Origin of the sequence: Mesorhizobium sp. Root695 (assembly GCF_001428185.1) — a bacterium.
In the GTDB taxonomy this organism is placed as follows: domain Bacteria; phylum Pseudomonadota; class Alphaproteobacteria; order Rhizobiales; family Rhizobiaceae; genus Mesorhizobium.
Window position 1 is genome coordinate 33,781 of record NZ_LMHO01000045.1, and the last position, 21,165, is coordinate 54,945.

Sequence of the window (21,165 nt, forward strand, 5' to 3'; positions counted from 1 at the left end):
CCTTTTGGACGCGCAAAGCCTGTAGCCGCTTGCGAAAGCGATCTGGCGGCTAAAGGTTTTTGAGATCCAGGCCGGACGCCAACATATCCAGGAACGTGCGAACCTTGGCGGAAGATGATCTGCCTTCCGGCCACAAGGCGTGTATCGGCCGGCACCACAGTACCCGCCAGACAAGAGCAATCAATTGTTGGGAAGCGGCAGCGGTGTGTCACTCAAGGTCCGCAGGTGGGCGATGACGTCTGCTCGCTGCTTCTCGTCCTGCAGACCCGGGAAAATCATATCTGTTCCAGGCAAAGTGAGTGCGGGGTTTGAGATAAAAAGATTGAGCTCCTCGAAGGTCCAATCGCCACCAGCGTCCTTCAAGCTTGACGAATACTCGACATCGCTTTGCGAAGCCTTCCGCCGCCCAACGATGCCCCACAGATTGGCCTTTTTGGAAACCTTGACGCCCGGCGCTGCAAGATGACAAACCCCGCACGTTCTGCCGAAAAGTTCTTTGCCCGATTCAGCGTTTGCCGATGCAAGTCGTGGCGAAATCGGCGCTAGGGCCGGCCGTGCGGCGCCATGACTGCGCAAGTAGGCCACGACGTCGTCGTGACCACTGAGCTTGGCCAAATGTATGGGCGGATTTCCATTCGATGTCAGTGCATTGACCTCTGCTCCAGCATCCACAAGATGGATGACGCACTGAAGGCAGCCATTCTCTGCAGCCACGTGCAGCGGGGTCTGGGCTTTGGCCAACTGATTTGGATCGGCCCCATTGTCGAGCAACAGCTTCACGATGTCGGCGTGCCCCCCCTTGTTGGCGGCGTAGAGTGGCGTTCTTTGCCAACTGACGGGCAGGTTAACGTCCGCCCCACGATTGATCAGAAGTTTTGCCAACTCGACATGTCCGGCTTCGCAGGCGATATAGAGCGCCGTGACACCGTCAATTTCGTTGATAGCGGCGCCCTTGTCCAAGGCGGACGTCACCGCTGCGACGTCGCCATTCCTGACAAGATCACCCAAGTTGCTCGCCTGGGCGGGCAGTGTAATAAGCCAAAGGGCCCACGAGGCCCTTATCACCCACATGCGCCCCCGCTTGATCATTGTATCCTCCCTGATGAGAGTTCGATGACGGGTTTATCCGAACAAGGGCTTGCTGGCGGGGACATGGCAACGGTTGCCGGGGATGGCCGCTTTCGCCTGGCAAGCAGACATGCGTGCTTGATCTAGCCATGCCCGTCTATGAGTTCACGCCCCCGCAAGCCTCACTCGCCCGTTACATCGGCCCAGGCATCATCTTGGTCGGTTTCTCCAGCATCGGAAACTCGGCCTTGCTGCATTTCACGTTGGGGTTCGTTGGACTGAACATGCCGTTTGGGTTGTCCCCGAGCCAGGCATGAAGGTCGTAGTGGACAAACTCCTTCGGGATGAGCGGATAGTGTCCCTCCATCGGGCCCATGAAGGTTTGGCCAAAAAGCTTCGGCGGCGCCTTGACGTCCGGCGTCAGTGGCACGAGCCATTCCACGCCCACTAGGCGCAGGCCCTTCTTGGTCGGTTCGTAAATCAGCACATTGGGGTGCATCGGGTCGAGCTTCTGGCCGACACTCGGGACATTGACGAAATGGATACCCATGGCGCCCTTCGGGTAGTCCATCGCGCCCGGTATCTTTTCTCCGCTGTAGTAGACGCAGCCGACCGTCGACAGATAAAGGTCGCGGACGGCGGCAGTGTAGTCCTCATATTTGGCGAGCGACTTCTTCAAGGCATCGATGTCGGCCTTGTTGGCGTCATCGGCCAGAGCCGTGGCGACGCCCAACCATGCGCCTGCGAGACTTGTTAAAGCGAGGACGCCGCAGCGCCCAAGGCTGGCTGTTCTTGTCATGCATTCCTCCCAGACATTCTGATCTGGCCGTGCAAGACCGAGGCGGAAAATGCTGATTGCGCGGCCAGTTGTACCGCCTCATCCCCTCCGGAACAGCAATGATACTATTCCTTTCCATGGTTGCGGAAAAGCGGTTATTTAGTACTAGCTAACTCTCTGACGCACCACTCTGAAGAGCGCCGACATCAGATCAAACAAAAACGGCCCCCATCGGGGGGCCCTCCAGACTGCTGACAAACCTCCGGCCAGGTCAAAACGCCGTCAGATTCACGGACCGTCACAGATTCAGACCATGAACAAATCGGAATCAAAACCCCTCGATTTTGACCGCTGCCAAAAACCGAGGGGTTTGTAATCAATCTGAACGGCCCCCAGATGGGGGCCGTCTCGCATTGGCTTGCCGAACAGATCAGGTGAGCGGCGACAGCTGGATCTCGACGCGGCGGTTCTGGGCGCGGCCTTCGGCTGTCGCATTGGATGCGACGGGACGCGTCTTACCGAAACCGGTGACGGCGAAGCGGCGCTGATCGACACCCTGGCCGGACAGATAGTTGGCGACTGCCAGAGCGCGGCGCTGCGACAGGTCGAAATTGTGCTGGTCACCGCCGGTCGAATCGGTGTGGCCGAAGACGTCGACCGTGGTCTGCTTGAACTTCTTCAGCACCAGCGCAACCGAGTTCAGCACCTGGTAGAAGCCGGGCTTCACCGCATCCTGATCCGAGTTGAAGGTGATGTCCGACGGCATGTTGAGGATGATCTGGTCGCCGCTACGGGTGACGCTGACGCCGGTTCCCTCAAGCTGCCGGCGCAGTTCGGCTTCGTTCTGGTCCATGGTAGCGCCGATGGCGCCGCCGGCGAGCGCGCCGATGCCGGCGCCGATCAGTGCGTTGCGACGGTCATTGCCGCCGGCAAGCAGGCCAAGGCTGGCACCCGCCAGGGCGCCAAGGCCGGCGCCGGCCGCCGTATTGGAAATCTTCTGGTCGCCGGTATACGGATCGGTCGTGGTGCAGGCACTCACGAGCACAGCCGTCGCCACGACGACGAGCACAGTCTTTTTCATAGGATGGTCCCTCTCCAAGTCACGCCTTGCGGTGGCGCCAAATCAGCCCTTCCCGCGACTTGTACCATGAAATGCGGCGAAAAGCGGAACGGCAAAAACGCCGCCCACGGCTTTTCCCGGGGGACCAATGCCCGACGCAAGCCCCACACCGCCGTGCCGGAATGGGCTGATCAGGCTACCAGAGATTCTTGCCATCGATGACCACCACTTCGACCTTGTCGAGATCGAAATCATCGAACAGCCGCGAGTTGACGCTGATCTTGGGATTGTCGAAATCCGGCTCGCCGGTCGACCAGTCCGGCGTTTGCGTGAAGGTGCCGCAGCCGCATGTGGCGCAAAAACCGTGTTTTACGGTTTTCGACCCCCACTCGTAGACAGAAACGTTCTCCGGCGGGCTCGTGAGCTTGAATTGCGATGGGATGTAATAGGCCCAGAGCGAGCCGCGTTTCGAGCAGAACGAACAGGTGCATTGCGTCACCGTCTGCGGTGCCTGCGAAACCTCGAATGTCGTCGCCTTGCAATGACAGCTTGCCTTGATGGTCATCAACGAACTCCTCCTGTCGCCCGCCGACCTGTGCGGCAAAGGCAGCATAAAGAGGTGCTCCTGACAACTATCTGTCAGCAGGCATCCACCGAACCGCGGAAACCCGGCCTGCGGCCCGCGTCGCACGCGACCGAGGACATCCGACCGCCGTTCTGTCGTCAATAAGAGCGCGGCGGCACGAACAGACAGATCGTCTTGCCGGCGTCGAGACCGGCCTGATGCGCACACCAGTGGAACTCGCCGTCCGGGCTGTCCTTGACGCGCTTGTCGCTCATCGGAACGACCTCACCCGTCCCGGCGATGACATAGCCCTCGGGTTTTTCCAACACTTCGCCAGTATGGGTCGTGCGACAATCATAATTGGCGCAGCATGCGAATGGGTAACTCCAGCCTTGTGGCTTTGCCGCCGTAGGTGTGGCGTCATGCGCGAAGGCAGCTGCCGTCAGCATTGCGGTCGCGACGATTGCGAACAGGGAAAACAAAAGTCGGCCAGCCGGTTGAACGGCATTGGCCGATCTGGATGTGGCAGCAGACATGGAAACGTTCCTTTCAAACGAGCATCAAGCTTTTCGCTTGCCCGTTCCCGGAACGTGTCTTCCCAGCGGCCGGATCGTCAGCTTGCAGATATGCCGCGACCGGCCATAAATGCTTTTTGTCTCCCCTCAAGGCCGTGATGGTGAGCGCAAATGTGAGTCGGCGCAAGAAATTGCTGCGTGGCCGGTCGAAGCCTATTCTTCGACGGATCCGGCAGCCACGATGTGCCCTTCATACTGCGGCAGGTCGTCGGCGATGGTGAACCAGCCGGTTTTCGAGCCGACGAAAATGTGCGCGCTTGGACGGATGGCCGGATCCTCGACAAGGGTTCCCATGGCGACATGGACATAGGCACCGTCGCGCACGAGCGAATAAAGCAAGGAGCCGCACCGGCCGCAATGCGCGTCATGGCCGCTTTCGTCGCCGAAGATCAGGAGCTTGTCATGCCCCGCTGTCAGGGCAAACTTGCCGCGTTCGATGCCGGCGAAAGGCTTGAAGGCCGAACCGGTGGTGCGCCGGCAGTTCGAACAATGGCAATTCGCGGCATAGATGAATTCGTCCGCGACCTCGTAGTGAACCGCGCCGCAAAAGCACTTACCGGTGAGCTTGCTCGGCACCCTCTCCTCCGTCGCTGTGGTACGCCGGGGTATGTTTGGATTCAGGTCAGGCCGGCCTCACCTGAATATGGACACATTCTAGTCCAGGTCCGCCACGGCTTCTCCCGCACCGCCTTCGATGCGCTGCGACAACGAGGCTTCCATGAAATCGTCGAGGTCGCCATCGAGCACGCTCGACGGGTTGGAGCTCTCGACGCCGGTGCGGAGATCCTTCACCAGCTGATAGGGCTGCAGCACATAGGAGCGAATCTGGTGACCCCAGCCGATATCGCTTTTCGACGCTTCGGTGGCGTTTGCAACCGCTTCGCGCTTCTTCAGCTCTTCCTCGTAGAGGCGCGAACGCAGCATCTCCCAGGCCTTGGCCTTGTTCTTGTGCTGCGAACGTTCGGCCTGGCAGGCAACCGCGATACCGGTGGCCAGATGCGTGATGCGCACCGCCGAATCGGTGGTGTTGACGTGCTGGCCGCCCGAGCCGGACGAGCGATAGGTGTCGATGCGGACATCGGATTCGGAAACGTCGATCTCGATCGTGTCGTCGATGACCGGATAGACCCAGATGCTGGCGAAAGACGTGTGGCGGCGAGCATTGCTGTCATAGGGCGAAATACGCACCAGGCGATGCACGCCGGATTCCGTCTTCAGCCAGCCATAGGCGTTGTGGCCCTTGATGAGCAGCGTTGCGGACTTGATGCCGGCTTCTTCGCCGTCATGCACTTCCAGCACCTCGACCTTGAAGCGCCGCCGCTCCGCCCAGCGCGTGTACATGCGCAGCAGCATCGAGGCCCAATCCTGGCTTTCGGTGCCGCCGGCACCGGCATGGACTTCGAGGTAGGTGTCATTGGCGTCGGCCTCACCCGACAGCAGCGTCTCGACCTGGCGGGCCTTCGCTTCGCCCTGCATCGAGCGGATCGCGGCTTCGGCCTCGGCGATGACGCCCTCGTCGCGTTCTTCCTCGCCGAGTTCGATCAGGCCGATATTGTCTTCCAGCGCCTGCGTCAGGCCTTTCACCGAGGCGATGCCTTCTTCGAGGCCCTGGCGTTCGCGCATCAGCTTCTGCGCTTCCAGCGGTTCGTTCCAGAGGCTGGCGTCCTCGGCGCGCACATTGAGGTATTCAAGCCGCTTTATGGCCTGATCCCAGTCAAAGATGCCTCCTCAGCAGGGTTATCGCCTGCCTGATCTCGTCGACAATATTCTGCGTTTCCGCGCGCATGGCTGGCTGTTCTGTCCTGTTTGCTGAAATCGGTCGGCGCGATACATAGGCACGCCGCCGCCGGCTGTAAAGCAAAATGGGCTGACGCGAGGCCAGCCCATCCGCTCATGAAAATCGTCAGTAGAGGCCGCCGCCGCCGGACTGGATGGCTTGATTGGCCTGCGGCGACAGCGCGCCGCCGGTGGCATTGGAGCCGTCGGCGCCCATGCCGATCACCCAATAGCTGTCTGCGGGACCGGTGCCCGGCTTGAAGGCTTCGATGATGGTGCCGGGATCGCCCGATGCGGCACGCATGCCGGTCTTGCGGTTGATGGCGACCAGATTCATGCCTTCGGGGACCTTAAAGTCGACATTGGGCGTACCGTCCAGCGCCACCCGCATGAAGTCCTTGAAGATTGGTGCCGCGAGACCACCGCCAGTGGCGCCGTGGCCAAGGCCGCGCGGCGTGTCGTAGCCCATGTAGAGACCGACGACGAGGTTGGGCGTGTAACCGATGAACCAAGCGTCCTTTTCGTCGTTCGTCGTTCCGGTCTTGCCGGCGATGTGGCGGCCAAGTTCGCCGATGGTGGCGCCGGTGCCGCGCTGCACGACACCTTCCATCATCGAGGTGATCTGGTAGGCCGTCATCGGATCGAGCACCTGCTCGGAATTGTCGACCAGTTCCGGCTCCGGCTGGTTCTGCCATTCGGGCGCATTGCAGCCCTGGCAGCCACGTTCATCCTGCTTGAACACCGTCTTGCCATAGCGGTCCTGGATGCGGTCGATGAGCGACGGTTTGATCGACTTGCCGCCATTGGCCATGATCGAATAGGCCGACACCATGCGCATCACGGTCGTTTCGCCGGAGCCCAGCGCCATCGGCAGATACGGCGCCAGATGGTCGTAGACGCCAAAGCGCTCGGCATATTCGACGACCAGCTTCATGCCCATGTCATTGGCGAGCCGCACCGTCATCAGGTTGCGCGACTTCTCGATGCCTGAGCGCAGGGTCGCCGGACCAGCAACGGTGCCGTCGTAATTCTTCGGCGTCCAGGTCGTGTTGCCGCTCTGGATGGTGATCGGCCCGTCCATGATCACCGAGGCCGGCGTATAGCCATTGTCGAGTGCCGCCGAATAGACGATCGGCTTGAACGAGGAACCCGGCTGACGCATGGCTTGCGTCGCACGGTTGAATTCGGACTGCGCGTAGGAGAAGCCGCCGACCATGGCCAGCACGCGGCCGGTGTGCGGATCCATGGCGATCAGCCCGCCCTCCACCTCGGGAACCTGGCGCAGGCTGTAGGCATTGTCGGAGCCATCGTTCTTCTGCACGAAGATCACGTCGCCCGGCTTCAACACCTCCGCCGGCGACTTGGCCTTGACGGTCTTGCCGTCGACCACATGCCGCATGGCAAAACCCATGTCCTCCTTGCTGACGGTGCCTTCGACGCGTTCCTTGACGATCTCGCCCGACGCCTGGCGCGCTGGCTGCAGACCGATCGACAGGCCGGTCGCCGAACTGTCGAGCACCACGGCGAGCGACCATTCGGGAACATCCTCCAGCCCCTTGACGTTGCCCAGCGGCACGCCCCAGTCGCCGGACACGTCGATCGATTTCACCGGCCCGCGATAACCGCGCAGCGTGTCGTATTTCATCAACCCGTTCTGCATCGCCTTGCGGGCAATGAGCTGGATCTTCGGATCGAGTGTGGTGCGGACGGAAAGGCCGCCTTCGTACAGCGCATTCTCGCCATAACGGGCGATGATCTGGCGGCGCACCTCTTCGGTGAAGTACTCGCCGGCGAACAGATAGGTACCGCTGCGGCGCGGCGTCACGCCCAGCGGCTCGGCCTTGGCCTTGTCGCCTTCCTCACGCGTGACGTAGCCATTCTCGACCATCTGGTCGATGACCCAGTTGCGGCGCTCAATCGCGCGATCGGCATGCTTGAAGGGGTGGTAGTTGTTTGGTCCCTTCGGCAGGGAGGCCAGATACGCGGCCTCGGCCACGGACAGTTCGTTGACCGACTTGTCGAAATAGGTCAGCGCCGCGCCTGCGACGCCATAGGCGCCGAAGCCGAAGAAGATTTCGTTGAGGTAGAGCTCGAGAATACGATCCTTTGGATAGGCCTGCTCGATGCGGAAGGCGAGGATCATCTCCTTGATCTTGCGCTCGTAGGTCTGGTCCGAGGACAACAGGAAGTTCTTCGCCACCTGCTGGGTGATCGTTGAGGCGCCGACCTGACGCCGGCCCGAGCCGAGATTCTGCAGGTTGACGATGATGGCGCGGCCAAGGCCGGTCACATCGATGCCGGGATGGTTGTAGAAGTTCTTGTCTTCCGCCGACAGAAAGGCCGCCTTGACGCGGTCCGGTATGGCCTGGATCGGCAAATACAGGCGCCGTTCGCGCGCATATTCGGCCATCAGCGCGCCGTCAGACGCATGGATGCGGGTGGTCACCGGCGGTTCGTATTTGGCCAGCACCTCGTAGTCGGGCAGATCCTTCGACAAATGGCCGATGTAGATCGCAACGCCCGCCGCGACCAGAAGGGCCAGCGTCGTGCCGATGCCGAAAAAATAGCCAATGAGACGAATCATACCCGCTCCAGTCCTTGGTTCGGGAATTTCCTAAACGAAGCCGCCTTTCACGCAAGCTTTCGAGCCGGTCCCAATCCGTAATCGAAAACCCTTGTCGCCACCATGTGGACAAAATACGGCAATGCGGGATTTCGCGGCCGCGAGCCGGAAATAAAAGTACCGGATGTTGTCGTCGCGCAACGCCGCCTCTGGTTGCAGGCGCCGCCTTGCATGTCAGCCTCCGGTTCCCGGTCCGGCCTTGGCTGAAGCGAAAAGCGCGACGGCATTGGTTATGCTCTGGGCGGCCTTGCCCCGCCAGTCGGCGTTGAGCAGCTGCGCCTCGTCCTTGGCATTGGAGAGGTAACCGAGTTCAACCAGCACGGATGGCACATCGGGTGCCTTGAGCACCTTGAAGCCCGCCGAACGTTGCGGATTGTTGATAAGGCCGACGCTGGTCGACAACTGACCGACCAGCGTGTGGGCGAAACTCATCGAGAAATTGTGCGTTTCGCGGCGGATCAGGTCGATCAGGATGTCGGTGACTTCCTTGCTGTCGTTCTTGATCTCCATGCCGGCGAACTGGTCGGAGAGGTTCTCGCGGTCGGCAAGCGCCTGCGCCTCGGGGTCCGAAGCCTTGTCGGAGACGGTGTAGACGGTGGCGCCGCGAATGCCCTTGATGCTGATTGTGTCGGCATGGATGGAAATGAGCAGGTCGGCCTCATGCTGCCGGGCAATGCGCACGCGATCATCCAGACGCAGGAATTCGTCCGTGTCGCGCGTCATGAACACATCATAATTGCCGACGGCCGCGAGTTTGTCGCGCAACTCCGTGGCGAAGGCCAGCGTGACGTTCTTCTCGATGGTGCCGTTCAGGCCCTCGGCGCCGCCATCGATGCCGCCATGGCCGGGGTCGATGACGACGGTGAAACGATGACCCGGATTGGAGACCGGTCCGGTGCCGACCCGCCCTCCCTTATCGGTCGAAACCGTCGATGCGGTGGTCAGCGCCTGATTGGCAAGTGCTGCATCGAACTCGCGCGCGGAGGCTGCCGACATGTCGATGGCAATGCGGTAGCCGGTTCCGTCCTCGTTCTTGAGCACATCGAGCTTGTCGACGGCGAACGGTCCCTTGCCGGTGAGGATCAGCCGCGAAACGCCCTCGCCGAGTTGGCCCAGTCGCACACCCTTGACCAGGCCGCGCGCCTTCAAATCCTTGGCATCAACGGCGAATCTCGTATTCGCGAGATCGATGACAAGGCGGTTGGGACCGCGCAGCAGGAACCACTTGATATCGGGTTCGCGATCGAAATCCATGACGATGCGCATCTTGGTGGCATCGCCCGCCATCTTGTAGCCTTTTGCCACGAGCGGAGCGTCGGCGGCATTGGCGACTGAGGAAAAGCCAGAACAGACCGCCAGCAGCAGCAGGAGGCAGAAGGCGCCGAGAATCCGGCCGCCAACACGACATCCCTTGTCTGTGAAGTCTGCCAGTCCCATCTCTCTTCCAGTCGCTCCCGGTTTGGCGCCAGGCGCCCCGTCGTTCCGTCGAAAAGCCGGTTAGGCCGCGAACTCGATTAACGATTGGTATCCAGAGAAGGTTAACCAAGCCTTTTCACGCAAGGTCGTAACCCAGGCTTACGTTACGGAACTGCTTTTTGCCGGCATCGGAAATCGGGGTTGCCTTCCACCCCGCCAAATCATAAAAGCGATGGTGGATCACTGCAATCCTGGAACCGCCCTCCTCCGCAGCTTCCTGCTACAGGGTCAGATGAAAAAGGCGGCTCCTTTCGCTTCATGCGAAAAGGGTTCAGGTGATCGCGACGAATTTCGCAGGTGCGAGCCCGTGGCGGGGGAATCGCCTGCGTGAGGAAAACGGCCGGGATTGTTCCCGCGCCGGCTCTGTATGAGCAAACAAGCTGGTCCGGTTCGTCCGGGCTTTGGTTCAAAAGGTTCTGCTGGTGACGATGGCTTCAAGCGCAATCATGGAAAGGTCCGCATCAAACCGCGCCATTATGGCTGCGGGCGGCACCGCCATGGCGCTCAAGCGGCGGCCGGCGGACGTTAAGATATCCGGCACCCACACTCCAGACACGCAGCAGCAGGCTTTGCCTCGCAAGCTGCGGCTGACGGCTGCCGGGGGGAAACGAAATAATGCCCAACAAAATGCTGATAGACGCCTCCCACCCGGAGGAAACACGCGTTGTCGTCGTTCGCGGTAACCGTATTGAAGAATTCGACTTTGAATCCCAGGACAAGAAGCAGCTCAAAGGAAACATCTACCTAGCCCGCGTAACGCGGGTAGAGCCTTCCCTTCAGGCAGCCTTTGTCGAATATGGCGGCAACCGTCACGGTTTTCTCGCCTTCAGTGAAATTCACCCCGACTACTACCAGATCCCGGTCGCCGATCGTCAGGCACTGCTGCGCGCGGAAGCGCAGGAGGCCGAGGACGAGGAGAACGAGGACGCGGACGGCGATGATCGCCAGAGCCGCGATCGTGGACGGCGCGGCCGCCGGCGGGGCGGCAAGCCCCGCGACCGCGGTGAACACAAGCGCGATGCAGCCGATCCCGACGAGGCTAGCGAAGACGGCGACAATGGCGACATCGTTGTCGAGGAGATCTCCCACACCTCCGAAATCATCGAACACGCAGCCGATACATCGGAACATTCAGATAGCTCGGGGCATGCCGATGCGTCCGAACATGGCGAGGATTCCACCGGTCAGGACGAAGCCGAGCCCCGCGAGGGCGGCCCGACATCGATCGCCGCCGCGGTCGAAGGCGATGTGATTTCCGAAGCCGTTCCCCAAGCGGAACAGGGCAGCGAAGCCACGTCCGGCGACAATGATCGCGGCATGCTCGAGGAAGTGCAGTCCTCGCATCCTGACGATCACGAGGTCGAATCGGTCGGCGCCGAGGATGCGCTGGAAGAAGTGCGCAACCGCCGCAAGCCGGTGCGCCGCCAGTACAAGATCCAGGAAGTGATCAAGCGCCGGCAGATCCTGTTGGTGCAAGTCGTCAAGGAAGAGCGCGGCAACAAGGGTGCGGCCCTCACCACCTACCTGTCGCTTGCCGGCCGCTATTCGGTGCTGATGCCGAACACCGCGCGTGGCGGCGGCATTTCGCGCAAGATCACCAGCGCGGTCGACCGCAAGCGCCTGAAGGAGGTCGTTGCCGATCTCGAAGTGCCGCAAGGCATGGGCGTCATCCTGCGCACCGCCGGCGAGAGCCGCACCAAGGCCGAGATCAAGCGCGATTATGAATACCTGATGCGGCTTTGGGAAAATGTCCGCAATCTCACCTTGCAGTCCACGGCCCCTGCCCTGGTCTATGAGGAAGGCAGCCTGATCAAGCGCTCGGTGCGCGACCTTTACAACAAGGATATCGACGAGATTCTCGTCTCCGGCGAGGAAGGCTATCGCGAGGCCAAGGACTTCATGCGCATGCTGATGCCGAGCCACGCCAAGGTGGTTCAGCCGTTCCGCGACACGACGCCAATCTTCGTGCGCAACGGCATCGAGGCGCAGCTCGACCGCATGCTGCAGCCGCAAGTGACGCTGAAGAGCGGCGGTTACATCATCATCAACCAGACCGAGGCGCTGGTTGCTATCGACGTCAATTCGGGCCGCTCCACCAAGGAGCACTCGATCGAGGACACCGCGCTCCACACCAATCTGGAAGCGGCCGAGGAAGTCGCGCGTCAGCTCAGGCTGCGCGATCTCGCCGGCCTGATCGTCATCGACTTCATCGACATGGAGGAGAATCGCAACAACCGCTCCGTCGAGAAGCGGCTGAAGGATCACCTCAAGAACGATCGTGCGCGCATCCAGGTCGGCCGTATCTCGCATTTCGGCCTGATGGAGATGTCACGCCAGCGCATCCGCGCCAGCGTGCTGGAATCGACCATGAAGCCCTGCCCGCATTGCGGCGGCACCGGCCATGTGCGCTCCGATTCGTCGGTCGCGCTGATGGTGGTGCGGGCAATCGAGGAATTCCTGCTCAAGGATTCGCGCAGCCACATCACTGTGCGGACGCCGGCGGCGACCGCACTCTACGTGCTCAACCACAAGCGCGGCACGCTGGTGGAACTCGAAAGCCGCTTTGGGCTGACGATCACCGTCGAGGCCGACGATTCGGTCGGTGCGCAGCACTATGCGATCTTCCGCGGCGCGCTGGCTGAAAAACCGGAAGGCTTTGTCGAGGCGCGCAGCTTCCCGGCCTATGCCGAGCCGGAGGAGCCCGAGGACGAGATTGTCGTCGTCGAGGAAGACGATGAGGCGCCGGTGCAGGCCGAACAGCCACGCCAGCAGCCGCAGCAACAACCCCGACCTGCTGCCGGTGGCGAAGAAGGCGAAGGCCGCGACCGCAAGCGCCGCAAGCGTCGGCGTCGTCGCGGCGGCAAGGATCGCGACCGCGAACATGGCGCCCCTGCGGACGGTGCTTCCGTTTCCGCGTCGGCCGATGAGGCCTCCGACTCAGCCGCCAGCGATAGCGACGCGGAAGCAGACGACAACGCCCTTGTTGGTGTTGCCGAAACGTCTGAGACGGTTGAGGCGTCGGACGAAGGCCAAGGCACTTCGGATGAAGGCCCGGGCAAGAAGCGCCGGCGCGGCAAGCGCGGCGGCAAACGCAATCGCCGCGAAGACGGTGAAGGCGAGGCCGAGGTAAGCGCCGGCGAAACAGCCGACGTGTCTGAAGTCGAAATCTCGGCAACCGAGGTGATCGCCAGCGAGCCGGAAATCGCCGCGTCGGCCGAAGAGCCGGTGGTGCTTGCTCCGGCCAATGACGACGCGCCGAGCACAGAGAAGCCAAAGAAGCCACGTCGTGCCGCCAAGCCGAAGAAGGCCGCGGCCGAGGTCGTCGCCGAGGAGCAGGCTGCCGAAGCGGTCGCGGAAGCACCGGTCGAGACGCCAGTCACCGCATCCGACGAGGCAGCCATCGCGGCTGTCAAGGAGGCACCGAAGGCCCGCCCGTCGCGGCGCAAGCCGGCGGCCGTCGATGCACCGGTCGTGCCGGTGGTGTCTTCGACCGTCGCGGAGGAGCCCGAAGCCAAGACCGAGGACAAGCCGAAGCGCGCAGGCTGGTGGCAGCGGAAAGGCTTTTTCTAAGCCTTTCAGTTACCTGAAGTGACTTTTTGACAAAAAGAACCCCGCGCTGTCTTGAAAGACGGCGCGGGATTTTTCGTGTCTGGCGTTCCGATGGGCCGCGCAGCGCTTTACGGCGCGAAGATCGACCAGTTCATCATCCTGGCCAGCTTTTCCAGCGCGATCGAACCCAGCTTGGAATTGCCGTTGGCATTGAGGCCGGGCGACCAGACGGCAAGCGAGGCCACGCCCGGCACGATGCCCAATATGCCGCCGCCGACGCCGCTCTTGCCAGGGATGCCGACGCGGAAGGCGAAATCGCCGGAGCCGTCATAGTGGCCGCAGGTCAGCATCATCGCGCCGATGCGGCGTGCCCGCTCGGCCGACACCACGCTATGCCCGGTCGCCGGGTTCTTGCCGCCATTGGCGAGGAAGCGGCCGGCGAGCGCCAGTTGCCGGCAACTCATGGCGATGGCGCAATGGTGGAAGTAGACGCCCAGCGCCAACTCCGGCGCATGATGGAGATTACCGAAGGATTTCATATAGTTGGCAAGCGCGAAGTTGCGATAGCCGGTGGCCCGTTCGGACGCCGCGACCTCGCGGTCGATGATGATCGTCTCGTCGTCGGCGAGGAATTGGATGAAGCGCAGGATTTCGCCGATCGCCTCACGCGGCTGGTGGCCGGCAAGCAGGATGTCGGAAATGACGATGGCACCGGCATTGATGAACGGATTGCGCGGAATGCCGTTCTCGTGCTCGAGCTGCACGATCGAGTTGAACGGATTGCCTGACGGTTCGCGCCCGACCCGCTGCCACAGCGCGTCGCCGACATTGCCGAGCGCCAGCGTCAGCGTAAACACTTTCGAGATGCTCTGGATCGAAAAAACCTGTTCGGCGTCACCCGCCATCAGCACGCGGCCGTCATTGGTGACGGCCGCGATGCCGAACTTCTTCGGATCGACCTTGCCCAGCTGCGGAATGTAGGAAGCGACGTCACCGCGATCGGTGCGATCAGCCATTTCGGCTGCGACTTCGGCCAACGCCTGATCAAGTTTGGGGGCCTGTTCGAGTTCCGGCATGGGACTACCTCAACCAGCGTTCGATGCGCGCCATTGCCTCGACCATGTCGTCGTGGCTGCCGGCGTAGGAGAAACGCATGGTCCGGTGTCCCGCCTGGGTGTCGAAGTCGCGGCCTGGCGTCGCCGCCACATGCGCCTCGGCCAGCATCTTCCGTGCGAACGCCATGCTGTCGTTGGTATGCCTGGTGACATCGCAGAAGGCATAGAAGGCGCCGTCCATGGGCGCGGCCAGCGGAAAGCCGAGTTCCGGCAGACGTTTCATCAAGAGCTCACGATTCCAGGCGTAACGGCCTTTCACCGCCTCCAGCTCCTCAGTCGCCCTGAACGCCTCGATCGCGGCGATCTGCGACAGTTCCGGCGGCGAGATGTACAGGCTTTGGGCGACGCGCTCGACCGGCCGCACCAGATCTTCGGGCAGCACCATCCAGCCGATGCGCCAGCCGGTCATGCAATAGTATTTCGAGAACGAGTTGATCACCGTCACGTCGCCTCCATAGGCAAGGGCCGTGGTGTCGGGGGCGGCATAGGCCAGCCGATGGTAGATCTCGTCGGAGATGACGGCGATGCCGAGGTCTTGTGCCGTCCTCACCAGAGCCGCCAGTTCATCGGCCGGAATGACCGCGCCGGTCGGATTGGCCGGACTGGCGAACAGAACGCCTTTCAGAGACTTTTCACGATGCGCGGTCTCGAGATGGCCAGCATGCAGGTAGGCGGCAGCGTCGAGTTCGATCTCGACCACGTCGATGCCGAGTGCGGCCATGATGTTGCGGTAGGCGGGATAGCCGGGCGCCGCGATGGCGACGCGGTCACCCGGATCGAACATCGCCAGGAAGGCGAGGTTGAAGGCGGCCGATGACCCGGTGGTCACCGCGATCCGGCCGGGCTCGATATCAAGCCCATAGTGATCGGCGTAGTGTCCGGCGATCGCCTTGCGCAGGGCGGCGAGGCCGAGCGCGTCGGTGTAGCCGATGCGTCCGTCCTGCAGCGCCTTGGCCGCGGCCGCGCGAACCAGAACCGGTGCGGGATCGGAAGGCTGGCCAACGGCCATCGAAACAACCGGCACCCCTCCAGCCTTCAGCCGGTTTGCCTCGGCCAGAATGTCCATGGCATGGAAGGGCTCGACATTGCCACGGCGTGAGAGCGAAACGACCATTTAACCAGTATTCCCGATGACTGACGGCGCCAAGCACTGGCGCATGCGCCGCACAAATGCCCGATTGATGTGAGGATCACAAGTTGAGGAAGTTTCCGGCGCCGACTTTTCATCTTTCGCCCGCTCGTCTACCAGTGGAGCCATCATGTTGAGCCGACCCAGATCGACGATTGCCCAGGCAGCGCGCGTCTTCGCGACGCTTTCGCTTGGCGTTGCCGTTGCGATGGCGAGTTCGGTCAGCGCCTTTGCCCAGAACGTGCCGGTGGTGCGCGACGCCGAGATCGAGGCGCTGGTGCGCGATTACGCACGGCCGATCTTCAGGGCAGCGGGTTTGGCGAATGACGGCATCGACATCGTTCTGGTCAACGACCAGAGTTTCAACGCCTTTGTCACCGGGCGCCGGCTGTTCATCAACACCGGCGCGCTGATGACAGCCGAAACGCCCAACGAGATCATCGGCGTCATTGCCCACGAAGCCGGCCATATCGCCGGCGGCCACCAGCAGAAACTGCGCGACCAACTCGAACGCGCCAAGACGATGGCCATCATCGCGACATTGCTTGGCGCCGGTGCCATGGTCGCCGGCGCGACCACCAACAGCCGTGGCCTTGCCGGGGCTGGCATGGGCGTGGCGGCCGGCGGCGGCGAGATGGCACAGCGCAGCATCCTCGCTTACCAGCGCACCGAGGAGATGACGGCCGACCGCTCGGCGATCACCTATCTCAACGCCACCGGCCAGTCCGGCATGGGCATGCTGAAGACGTTCCACCGTTTCCAGACGGCGCTGTCGCTGTCGGGCGCGCAGGTCGATCCCTACCGGATCAGCCATCCGATGCCGCAGGACCGCATCGCCAATCTTGAAGTGCTGGTCAAACAGAGCCCCAATGTCGACAAGCTCGACCCGCCCGCACTGCAGCAGCGTCATGACATGATGCGGGTGAAGATCGCCGTCTACATGGAAGGCCAGGCCGCCGCGTCGCGGCTGATGCGAAAGATGCAAGGGACCCTCGCCGCGCAATATGGCGATGCCCAGTCGACCTACCTGTTCGGCAATATCGCCGCCGCGCTCACCAAGACCAATGCACTGATCAAAGCGCAGCCGAAGAATGCTTACTTCCAGGAACTGCGCGGCGACATCCTGATGAAGGCCAACAAGCCCAGGGATGCGGCGGAAGCCTATGCCAAGGCAGTCAGCCTCGATCCGGCACGCTCCGGCCTGCTGCCGGTGTCCATGGGCCAGGCACTGATGGCCGTCGGCACGCCCGACTCTCTCAAAAAAGCCGTCGTGCAGATCAACAACGGCCTCGGGCGCGACAAGGAAAACTCAGCCGGGTATCGCTACCTGGCACAGGCCTATGGTGAGTTGGGCGACATACCGGGCGCCGAACTTGCCACCGCCGAGGGCCATTTCTATTCTGGTAACTACAAGGATGCGAAGATTTTCGCCATGCGGGCGCAGCAGCAGATGAAACGCGGCGAGCCGCGCTGGCTTCGCGCTCAGGATATCATAAACTACAGGTCATCAAGCAAGATCAAGTGAACCTTCCGGTCGCGCGCTGCGACATAGCCAGACCGAAAAACAGGTAAAAGGAACAGGAACGATGAAAAAAGCACTGCTGCTGGGCACCACGGGGGTTGCGGTCGCTGTTGCCATGCTGGCTTTCGGATTCGTGGCTGGAAGCCCACAAATTGCCAGGGCTGGTACCGCGCAGCCCGTCGAGACGGCTGCGGCCGACACCAAGATCGACCGCGCCGAGGTCGAAGGCATCATCCGCGACTATCTGTTGAAGAACCCGGAAGTCCTTCTGGAGGTCCAGGACGCGCTTGAGGCCAAGCAGCAGGAAGAGCAGCGCATCGCCCACCTCGGTGTGATCAAGAATGCCAAGGACCAGATCTTCAACTCCGCCTTCGACGGCGTTGTCGGCAATCCGAACGGCAAGGTCACCATCGTCGAGTTCTACGACTACAATTGCGGCTTCTGCAAACGCGCCATCGACGACATGCGGGCACTAACCAAGTCCGATCCGGAGTTGCGCTTCGTGCTCAAGGAATTCCCCATCCTGGGACCGGATTCGCAGAAGGCGAGCGTCGTCTCGATGGCCTTCCACCTGATGCACCCGGAGAAGTACGGCGAGTTCCACAATGCGCTTCTCGGCGGCCAGGGGCGCGCCACCGAGGCGGCGGCTTTCAAGGTCGCGCTGTCGCTCGGTGCCGATGAAGCGGTGCTGCGCGAGAAAATGAAGGACCCGACAATCAACGAGGCCCTCGCCAAGACCTATGACCTTGCCAACAAGTTGGCCATCACCGGAACGCCGTCCTATGTGGTCGGCAATGAGGTGGTGTTCGGGGCGCTCGGGCAGGAAGTGCTGGCTGAAAAGATCGAGGCGGCGAAGGCCGCGCTCTGATCTTGCTCGCGAGCAAATTTCTCACGGCCACATTTCCGCCGGTTGTGGACAGTGAAAGAACACACTTGCGCTCTTTCCGCGGGCGGCTATGCCCATTATAGAGGGCCCAGCGCGCCGGCTTGATGTCGGCGCCGGGAAAGGTCGGCTTTTTTGAAAACGGTTTTCGTCCTGAACGGTCCCAATCTCAACGCGCTCGGCAAGCGTGAGCCGGGCATCTATGGCGGCAAGACGCTTGCCGCGATCGCCGACGACTGCAAGCAGGCAGGTACGGCGCTGGGGCTCGAGATCGATTTCCGCCAGTCGAACCATGAGGGCGACCTTGTCGACTGGATCCAGGAAGCCGGCGACAAGGCAGTCGGCATCGTCATCAATCCAGGCGCCTACAGCCACACCTCGATCGCCATCCACGACGCCATCCGCGCCATAGCGCCGCTGCCCGTCGCCGAAGTTCATCTTTCCAACATCCATGCGCGGGAACCATTCCGCCACGTCTCCATGGTCGCGCCGGTCGCCGTCGGCATGATCTGTGGCTTTGGGCCGCTCGGCTACACGCTGGCATTGCAGGCGCTGGCAGCACGCCTATGACCGGCCAACAAACAGAAGGCTCGAAAATGTCGATAAAGAAGACCGGTGTTGACCAGCAGCTGATCCGTGATCTGGCGGGCATACTGAACGACACCAACCTGACCGAGATCGAGGTCGAATTGGGCGACCTGAAGGTGCGCGTCTCGCGGCAGGCGCCGGCAGTTCATGCGATCGCAGCGCCGCAGCCGGCCTATGCGCCGGCAGCAGCGCAAGCTGCCGCCGTTGCCGTGCCTGTTGTAGCAGACCTTTCCAAGAATGCGGTCACCTCGCCGATGGTCGGCACCGCCTATCTGGCGCCGTCGCCGGACGCCAAGGCGTTCATCGAGGTCGGCCAGAAGGTCAAGGAAGGCCAGACGCTGTTGATCATTGAAGCGATGAAGACGATGAACCAGATCCCCTCGCCGCGCACCGGTACTGTGACGGCGATCCTGTTCGAGGATTCGCAGCCGGTCGAATATGGCATGCCGCTCGTCGTGATCGAGTAGAGCGGGCCTGATGTTCCAGAAGATCCTCATCGCCAATCGCGGCGAAATCGCCCTCCGGGTCCTGCGCGCCTGCAAGGAACTCGGCATCCAGACGGTGGTGGTGCATTCGACCGCCGACGCCGACGCCATGCATGTGCGGCTCGCCGACGAGAGCGTCTGCATCGGGCCGCCGCCATCGCGCGACAGCTATTTGAACATCCATCAGATCGTCGCCGCCTGCGAAATCACCGGCGCCGACGCTGTGCATCCGGGCTACGGCTTCCTGTCGGAGAACGCCAAGTTCGCCGACATACTGGCTGCCCACAACATCACCTTCATCGGCCCGACCGGCGACCACATCCGCATCATGGGTGACAAGATCGAGGCCAAGCGCACGGCAAAGCGCCTCGGCATTCCGGTGGTGCCAGGTTCGGACGGCGCCGTCACCGATCAAAAGGAAGCCAAGCGCATTGCCGCCGAGATCGGCTATCCCGTGATTATCAAAGCATCCGCGGGTGGTGGCGGGCGCGGCATGAAGGTCGCCCTTACCGAGGCTGACCTCGAGATCGCCTTGCAGACAGCAAGCACGGAAGCCGGTGCGGCCTTCGGCGACGATGCCGTCTACATCGAAAAATACCTGGAAAAGCCGCGCCACATCGAAGTGCAGGTGTTCGGCGACGGCTTTGGCCGCGGCGTGCATTTCGGTGAGCGCGACTGTTCCTTGCAACGCCGCCACCAGAAGGTCTGGGAAGAGGCGCCCTCGCCGGCCCTCAATGCCGAAGAACGCGCCCGTATCGGCGGCATCTGCGCCAAGGCGATCGCCGATCTCGGCTATTCCGGCGCCGGCACGATCGAATTCCTCTACGAGAATGGCGAGTTCTATTTCATCGAGATGAACACGCGCCTGCAGGTCGAGCATCCGGTGACGGAAGCGATCACCGGCATCGATCTCGTGCACGAGCAGATCCGCGTCGCCTCCGGCGGCGGCCTCTCGGTGAAGCAGGAGGACATCAAGTTCAACGGCCACGCCATCGAATGCCGCATCAACGCCGAGGACCCGCGCACCTTCACCCCCTCGCCAGGCACGATCACCCACTTCCACACACCGGGCGGCCTCGGCATCCGCGTCGATTCCGGCGTCTATTCCGGCTACAAGATTCCGCCCTACTACGACAGCCTGATCGGAAAGCTGATCGTGCATGGGCGCAACCGCGTCGAGTGCATGATGCGGCTTCGCCGGGCGCTCGATGAATTCGTCGTCGACGGCATCAAGACGACGCTGCCGCTGTTTCGCGATCTCGTCGGCAATGCCGACATCGCCAATGGCGACTATGACATCCATTGGCTGGAAAAATATCTGGCCAAGGAAGAGTAACGCGGAAACGCGATGACCCGTCCCTACGCGCCCGGCTATCGCATCCCCACCGACCTTTTACTCAAGGCCTATGCCTCGGGCGTCTTCCCGATGGCCGAAAGCGCCAGCGACCCGGAGGTGTTCTGGGTGCGGCCGGAGACACGCGGCATCATTCCACTCGATGGTTTTCACGCGCCGAAAAGCCTGAAGAAAACGATCAAGAAGCACCCTTTCGACATCCGTTTCGATTTCGATTTCGAAGCCACGATCGACGGCTGCGCCGAAAAGCGCGCGGAACGGCGGTCGACCTGGATCAACGCGCCGATCCGGGAAGCCTATGTCGAACTGCATCGGATAGGGCATTGTCATTCGGTCGAGGCGTGGCGCGAGGACCGGCTGGTCGGCGGTCTCTATGGCGTATCGCTTGGCCGGGTGTTTTTTGGCGAGAGCATGTTCGCCCGGGAGACGGACGCCTCCAAGACCTGCCTTTTTTATCTCGTCGAGCGATTGAAGGCGCGCGGCTTTGTTCTGCTTGACACACAGTTCACCACCGAGCACCTCAAGCGCTTCGGCGCGGTCGACGTGCCGCGCGGCAAATATGAGAAGATGCTGGCCGACGCGCTGAAGGGCGAGGCCGTATTCTATCCCTGACGATTGA

18 protein-coding genes are annotated in these 21,165 nt (G+C 62.0%); 7 read left to right on the forward strand and 11 right to left on the reverse strand.

What is annotated here, in order from left to right:
- Positions 1-180: 180 nt before the first annotated feature.
- From ASD99_RS29260 to ASD99_RS29300, 9 genes are all read right to left on the reverse strand, one after another.
- On the reverse strand, positions 181-1,089 hold the full coding sequence (locus tag ASD99_RS29260; protein WP_057145770.1) for an ankyrin repeat domain-containing protein: 909 nt from the start codon (positions 1,087-1,089) through the stop codon (positions 181-183).
- A 172-nt stretch (positions 1,090-1,261) separates the two neighbouring features.
- Positions 1,262-1,867, reverse strand: coding sequence for a hypothetical protein (locus ASD99_RS29265; RefSeq protein ID WP_056584507.1), 606 nt, complete (start codon positions 1,865-1,867; stop codon positions 1,262-1,264).
- 409 nt (positions 1,868-2,276) lie between these two features.
- A complete protein-coding gene (locus tag ASD99_RS29270; protein WP_013531371.1) occupies positions 2,277-2,927 on the reverse strand; it encodes an OmpA family protein in 651 nt (216 codons plus the stop codon).
- A 175-nt stretch (positions 2,928-3,102) separates the two neighbouring features.
- Entirely contained in the window at positions 3,103-3,471 is a 369-nt protein-coding gene (locus ASD99_RS29275; RefSeq protein WP_056584504.1) for a GFA family protein, read from the reverse strand.
- Between the two features lie 158 nt (positions 3,472-3,629).
- Complete coding sequence (locus ASD99_RS29280; RefSeq protein ID WP_057145771.1) at positions 3,630-4,007, reverse strand: hypothetical protein; 378 nt, start codon at positions 4,005-4,007, stop codon at positions 3,630-3,632.
- 192 nt (positions 4,008-4,199) lie between these two features.
- Positions 4,200-4,622 carry a GFA family protein gene (locus ASD99_RS29285; protein ID WP_082583457.1) on the reverse strand — a complete coding sequence of 141 codons (423 nt, stop codon included), beginning with the start codon at positions 4,620-4,622 and terminating at the stop codon, positions 4,200-4,202.
- A gap of 78 nt (positions 4,623-4,700) precedes the next feature.
- A protein-coding gene (gene prfB / locus ASD99_RS29290) for a peptide chain release factor 2 (RefSeq protein WP_156389105.1) occupies positions 4,701-5,832 on the reverse strand; the annotation gives its coding sequence in 2 pieces (ribosomal slippage) (positions 4,701-5,765 and positions 5,767-5,832; 1,131 coding nt in all).
- A gap of 117 nt (positions 5,833-5,949) precedes the next feature.
- On the reverse strand, positions 5,950-8,406 hold the full coding sequence (locus ASD99_RS29295) for a penicillin-binding protein 1A (protein WP_056584492.1): 2,457 nt from the start codon (positions 8,404-8,406) through the stop codon (positions 5,950-5,952).
- Positions 8,407-8,619: 213 nt separating this feature from the next.
- Positions 8,620-9,882, reverse strand: a complete 1,263-nt coding sequence (locus ASD99_RS29300; RefSeq protein WP_056584489.1) for an N-acetylmuramoyl-L-alanine amidase — start codon at positions 9,880-9,882, stop codon at positions 8,620-8,622.
- A 654-nt stretch (positions 9,883-10,536) separates the two neighbouring features.
- On the opposite strand from ASD99_RS29300, the gene ASD99_RS29305 reads away from it, so the two are divergent.
- A complete protein-coding gene (locus tag ASD99_RS29305; RefSeq protein WP_056584485.1) occupies positions 10,537-13,491 on the forward strand; it encodes an Rne/Rng family ribonuclease in 2,955 nt (984 codons plus the stop codon).
- A gap of 107 nt (positions 13,492-13,598) precedes the next feature.
- On the opposite strand, the gene ASD99_RS29310 is transcribed toward ASD99_RS29305, so the two are convergent.
- A complete protein-coding gene (locus ASD99_RS29310; protein WP_056584482.1) occupies positions 13,599-14,546 on the reverse strand; it encodes a glutaminase in 948 nt (315 codons plus the stop codon).
- A gap of 4 nt (positions 14,547-14,550) precedes the next feature.
- Positions 14,551-15,699, reverse strand: a complete 1,149-nt coding sequence (locus ASD99_RS29315) for a pyridoxal phosphate-dependent aminotransferase (RefSeq protein WP_056584479.1) — start codon at positions 15,697-15,699, stop codon at positions 14,551-14,553.
- Between the two features lie 145 nt (positions 15,700-15,844).
- Between ASD99_RS29315 and ASD99_RS29320 the strand changes: the two genes are divergently transcribed.
- The 6 genes from ASD99_RS29320 (at position 15,845) to aat (ending at position 21,158) form a co-directional block, all read left to right on the forward strand.
- Positions 15,845-17,239, forward strand: a complete 1,395-nt coding sequence (locus tag ASD99_RS29320; protein ID WP_082525340.1) for a M48 family metalloprotease — start codon at positions 15,845-15,847, stop codon at positions 17,237-17,239.
- 61 nt (positions 17,240-17,300) lie between these two features.
- A complete protein-coding gene (locus tag ASD99_RS29325) occupies positions 17,301-18,104 on the forward strand; it encodes a DsbA family protein (protein WP_057145773.1) in 804 nt (267 codons plus the stop codon).
- Positions 18,105-18,254: 150 nt separating this feature from the next.
- Positions 18,255-18,689: a type II 3-dehydroquinate dehydratase gene (gene aroQ, locus ASD99_RS29330; protein WP_057145774.1), complete on the forward strand. Its 435-nt coding sequence runs from the start codon at positions 18,255-18,257 to the stop codon at positions 18,687-18,689.
- A 26-nt stretch (positions 18,690-18,715) separates the two neighbouring features.
- Complete coding sequence (gene accB / locus ASD99_RS29335; RefSeq protein ID WP_056584659.1) at positions 18,716-19,174, forward strand: acetyl-CoA carboxylase biotin carboxyl carrier protein; 459 nt, start codon at positions 18,716-18,718, stop codon at positions 19,172-19,174.
- Between the two features lie 10 nt (positions 19,175-19,184).
- Positions 19,185-20,528, forward strand: a complete 1,344-nt coding sequence (gene accC, locus ASD99_RS29340) for an acetyl-CoA carboxylase biotin carboxylase subunit (protein WP_057145775.1) — start codon at positions 19,185-19,187, stop codon at positions 20,526-20,528.
- 12 nt (positions 20,529-20,540) lie between these two features.
- Positions 20,541-21,158 (forward strand): leucyl/phenylalanyl-tRNA--protein transferase, encoded by a 618-nt coding sequence (gene aat, locus ASD99_RS29345; RefSeq protein WP_056584462.1) that lies wholly within the window; start codon positions 20,541-20,543, stop codon positions 21,156-21,158.
- Positions 21,159-21,165: the final 7 nt, after the last annotated feature.

Excerpts from the sequence above, each read along its gene's own strand:
- ASD99_RS29260 (WP_057145770.1), bottom strand. The coding sequence starts at position 1,089 with ATGATCAAGCGGGGGCGCATGTGGGTGATAAGGGCCTCGTGGGCCCTT.
- ASD99_RS29315 (WP_056584479.1), bottom strand. The coding sequence starts at position 15,699 with ATGGTCGTTTCGCTCTCACGCCGTGGCAATGTCGAGCCCTTCCATGCC.
- ASD99_RS29280 (WP_057145771.1), bottom strand. The coding sequence starts at position 4,007 with ATGTCTGCTGCCACATCCAGATCGGCCAATGCCGTTCAACCGGCTGGC.
- ASD99_RS29295 (WP_056584492.1), bottom strand. The coding sequence starts at position 8,406 with ATGATTCGTCTCATTGGCTATTTTTTCGGCATCGGCACGACGCTGGCC.
- ASD99_RS29310 (WP_056584482.1), bottom strand. The coding sequence starts at position 14,546 with ATGCCGGAACTCGAACAGGCCCCCAAACTTGATCAGGCGTTGGCCGAA.
- accC (WP_057145775.1), top strand. The coding sequence starts at position 19,185 with ATGTTCCAGAAGATCCTCATCGCCAATCGCGGCGAAATCGCCCTCCGG.
- ASD99_RS29270 (WP_013531371.1), bottom strand. The coding sequence starts at position 2,927 with ATGAAAAAGACTGTGCTCGTCGTCGTGGCGACGGCTGTGCTCGTGAGT.
- aat (WP_056584462.1), top strand. The coding sequence starts at position 20,541 with ATGACCCGTCCCTACGCGCCCGGCTATCGCATCCCCACCGACCTTTTA.
- ASD99_RS29325 (WP_057145773.1), top strand. The coding sequence starts at position 17,301 with ATGAAAAAAGCACTGCTGCTGGGCACCACGGGGGTTGCGGTCGCTGTT.
- accB (WP_056584659.1), top strand. The coding sequence starts at position 18,716 with ATGTCGATAAAGAAGACCGGTGTTGACCAGCAGCTGATCCGTGATCTG.
- ASD99_RS29320 (WP_082525340.1), top strand. The coding sequence starts at position 15,845 with ATGTTGAGCCGACCCAGATCGACGATTGCCCAGGCAGCGCGCGTCTTC.
- ASD99_RS29305 (WP_056584485.1), top strand. The coding sequence starts at position 10,537 with ATGCCCAACAAAATGCTGATAGACGCCTCCCACCCGGAGGAAACACGC.
- ASD99_RS29265 (WP_056584507.1), bottom strand. The coding sequence starts at position 1,867 with ATGACAAGAACAGCCAGCCTTGGGCGCTGCGGCGTCCTCGCTTTAACA.
- ASD99_RS29300 (WP_056584489.1), bottom strand. The coding sequence starts at position 9,882 with ATGGGACTGGCAGACTTCACAGACAAGGGATGTCGTGTTGGCGGCCGG.
- ASD99_RS29275 (WP_056584504.1), bottom strand. The coding sequence starts at position 3,471 with ATGACCATCAAGGCAAGCTGTCATTGCAAGGCGACGACATTCGAGGTT.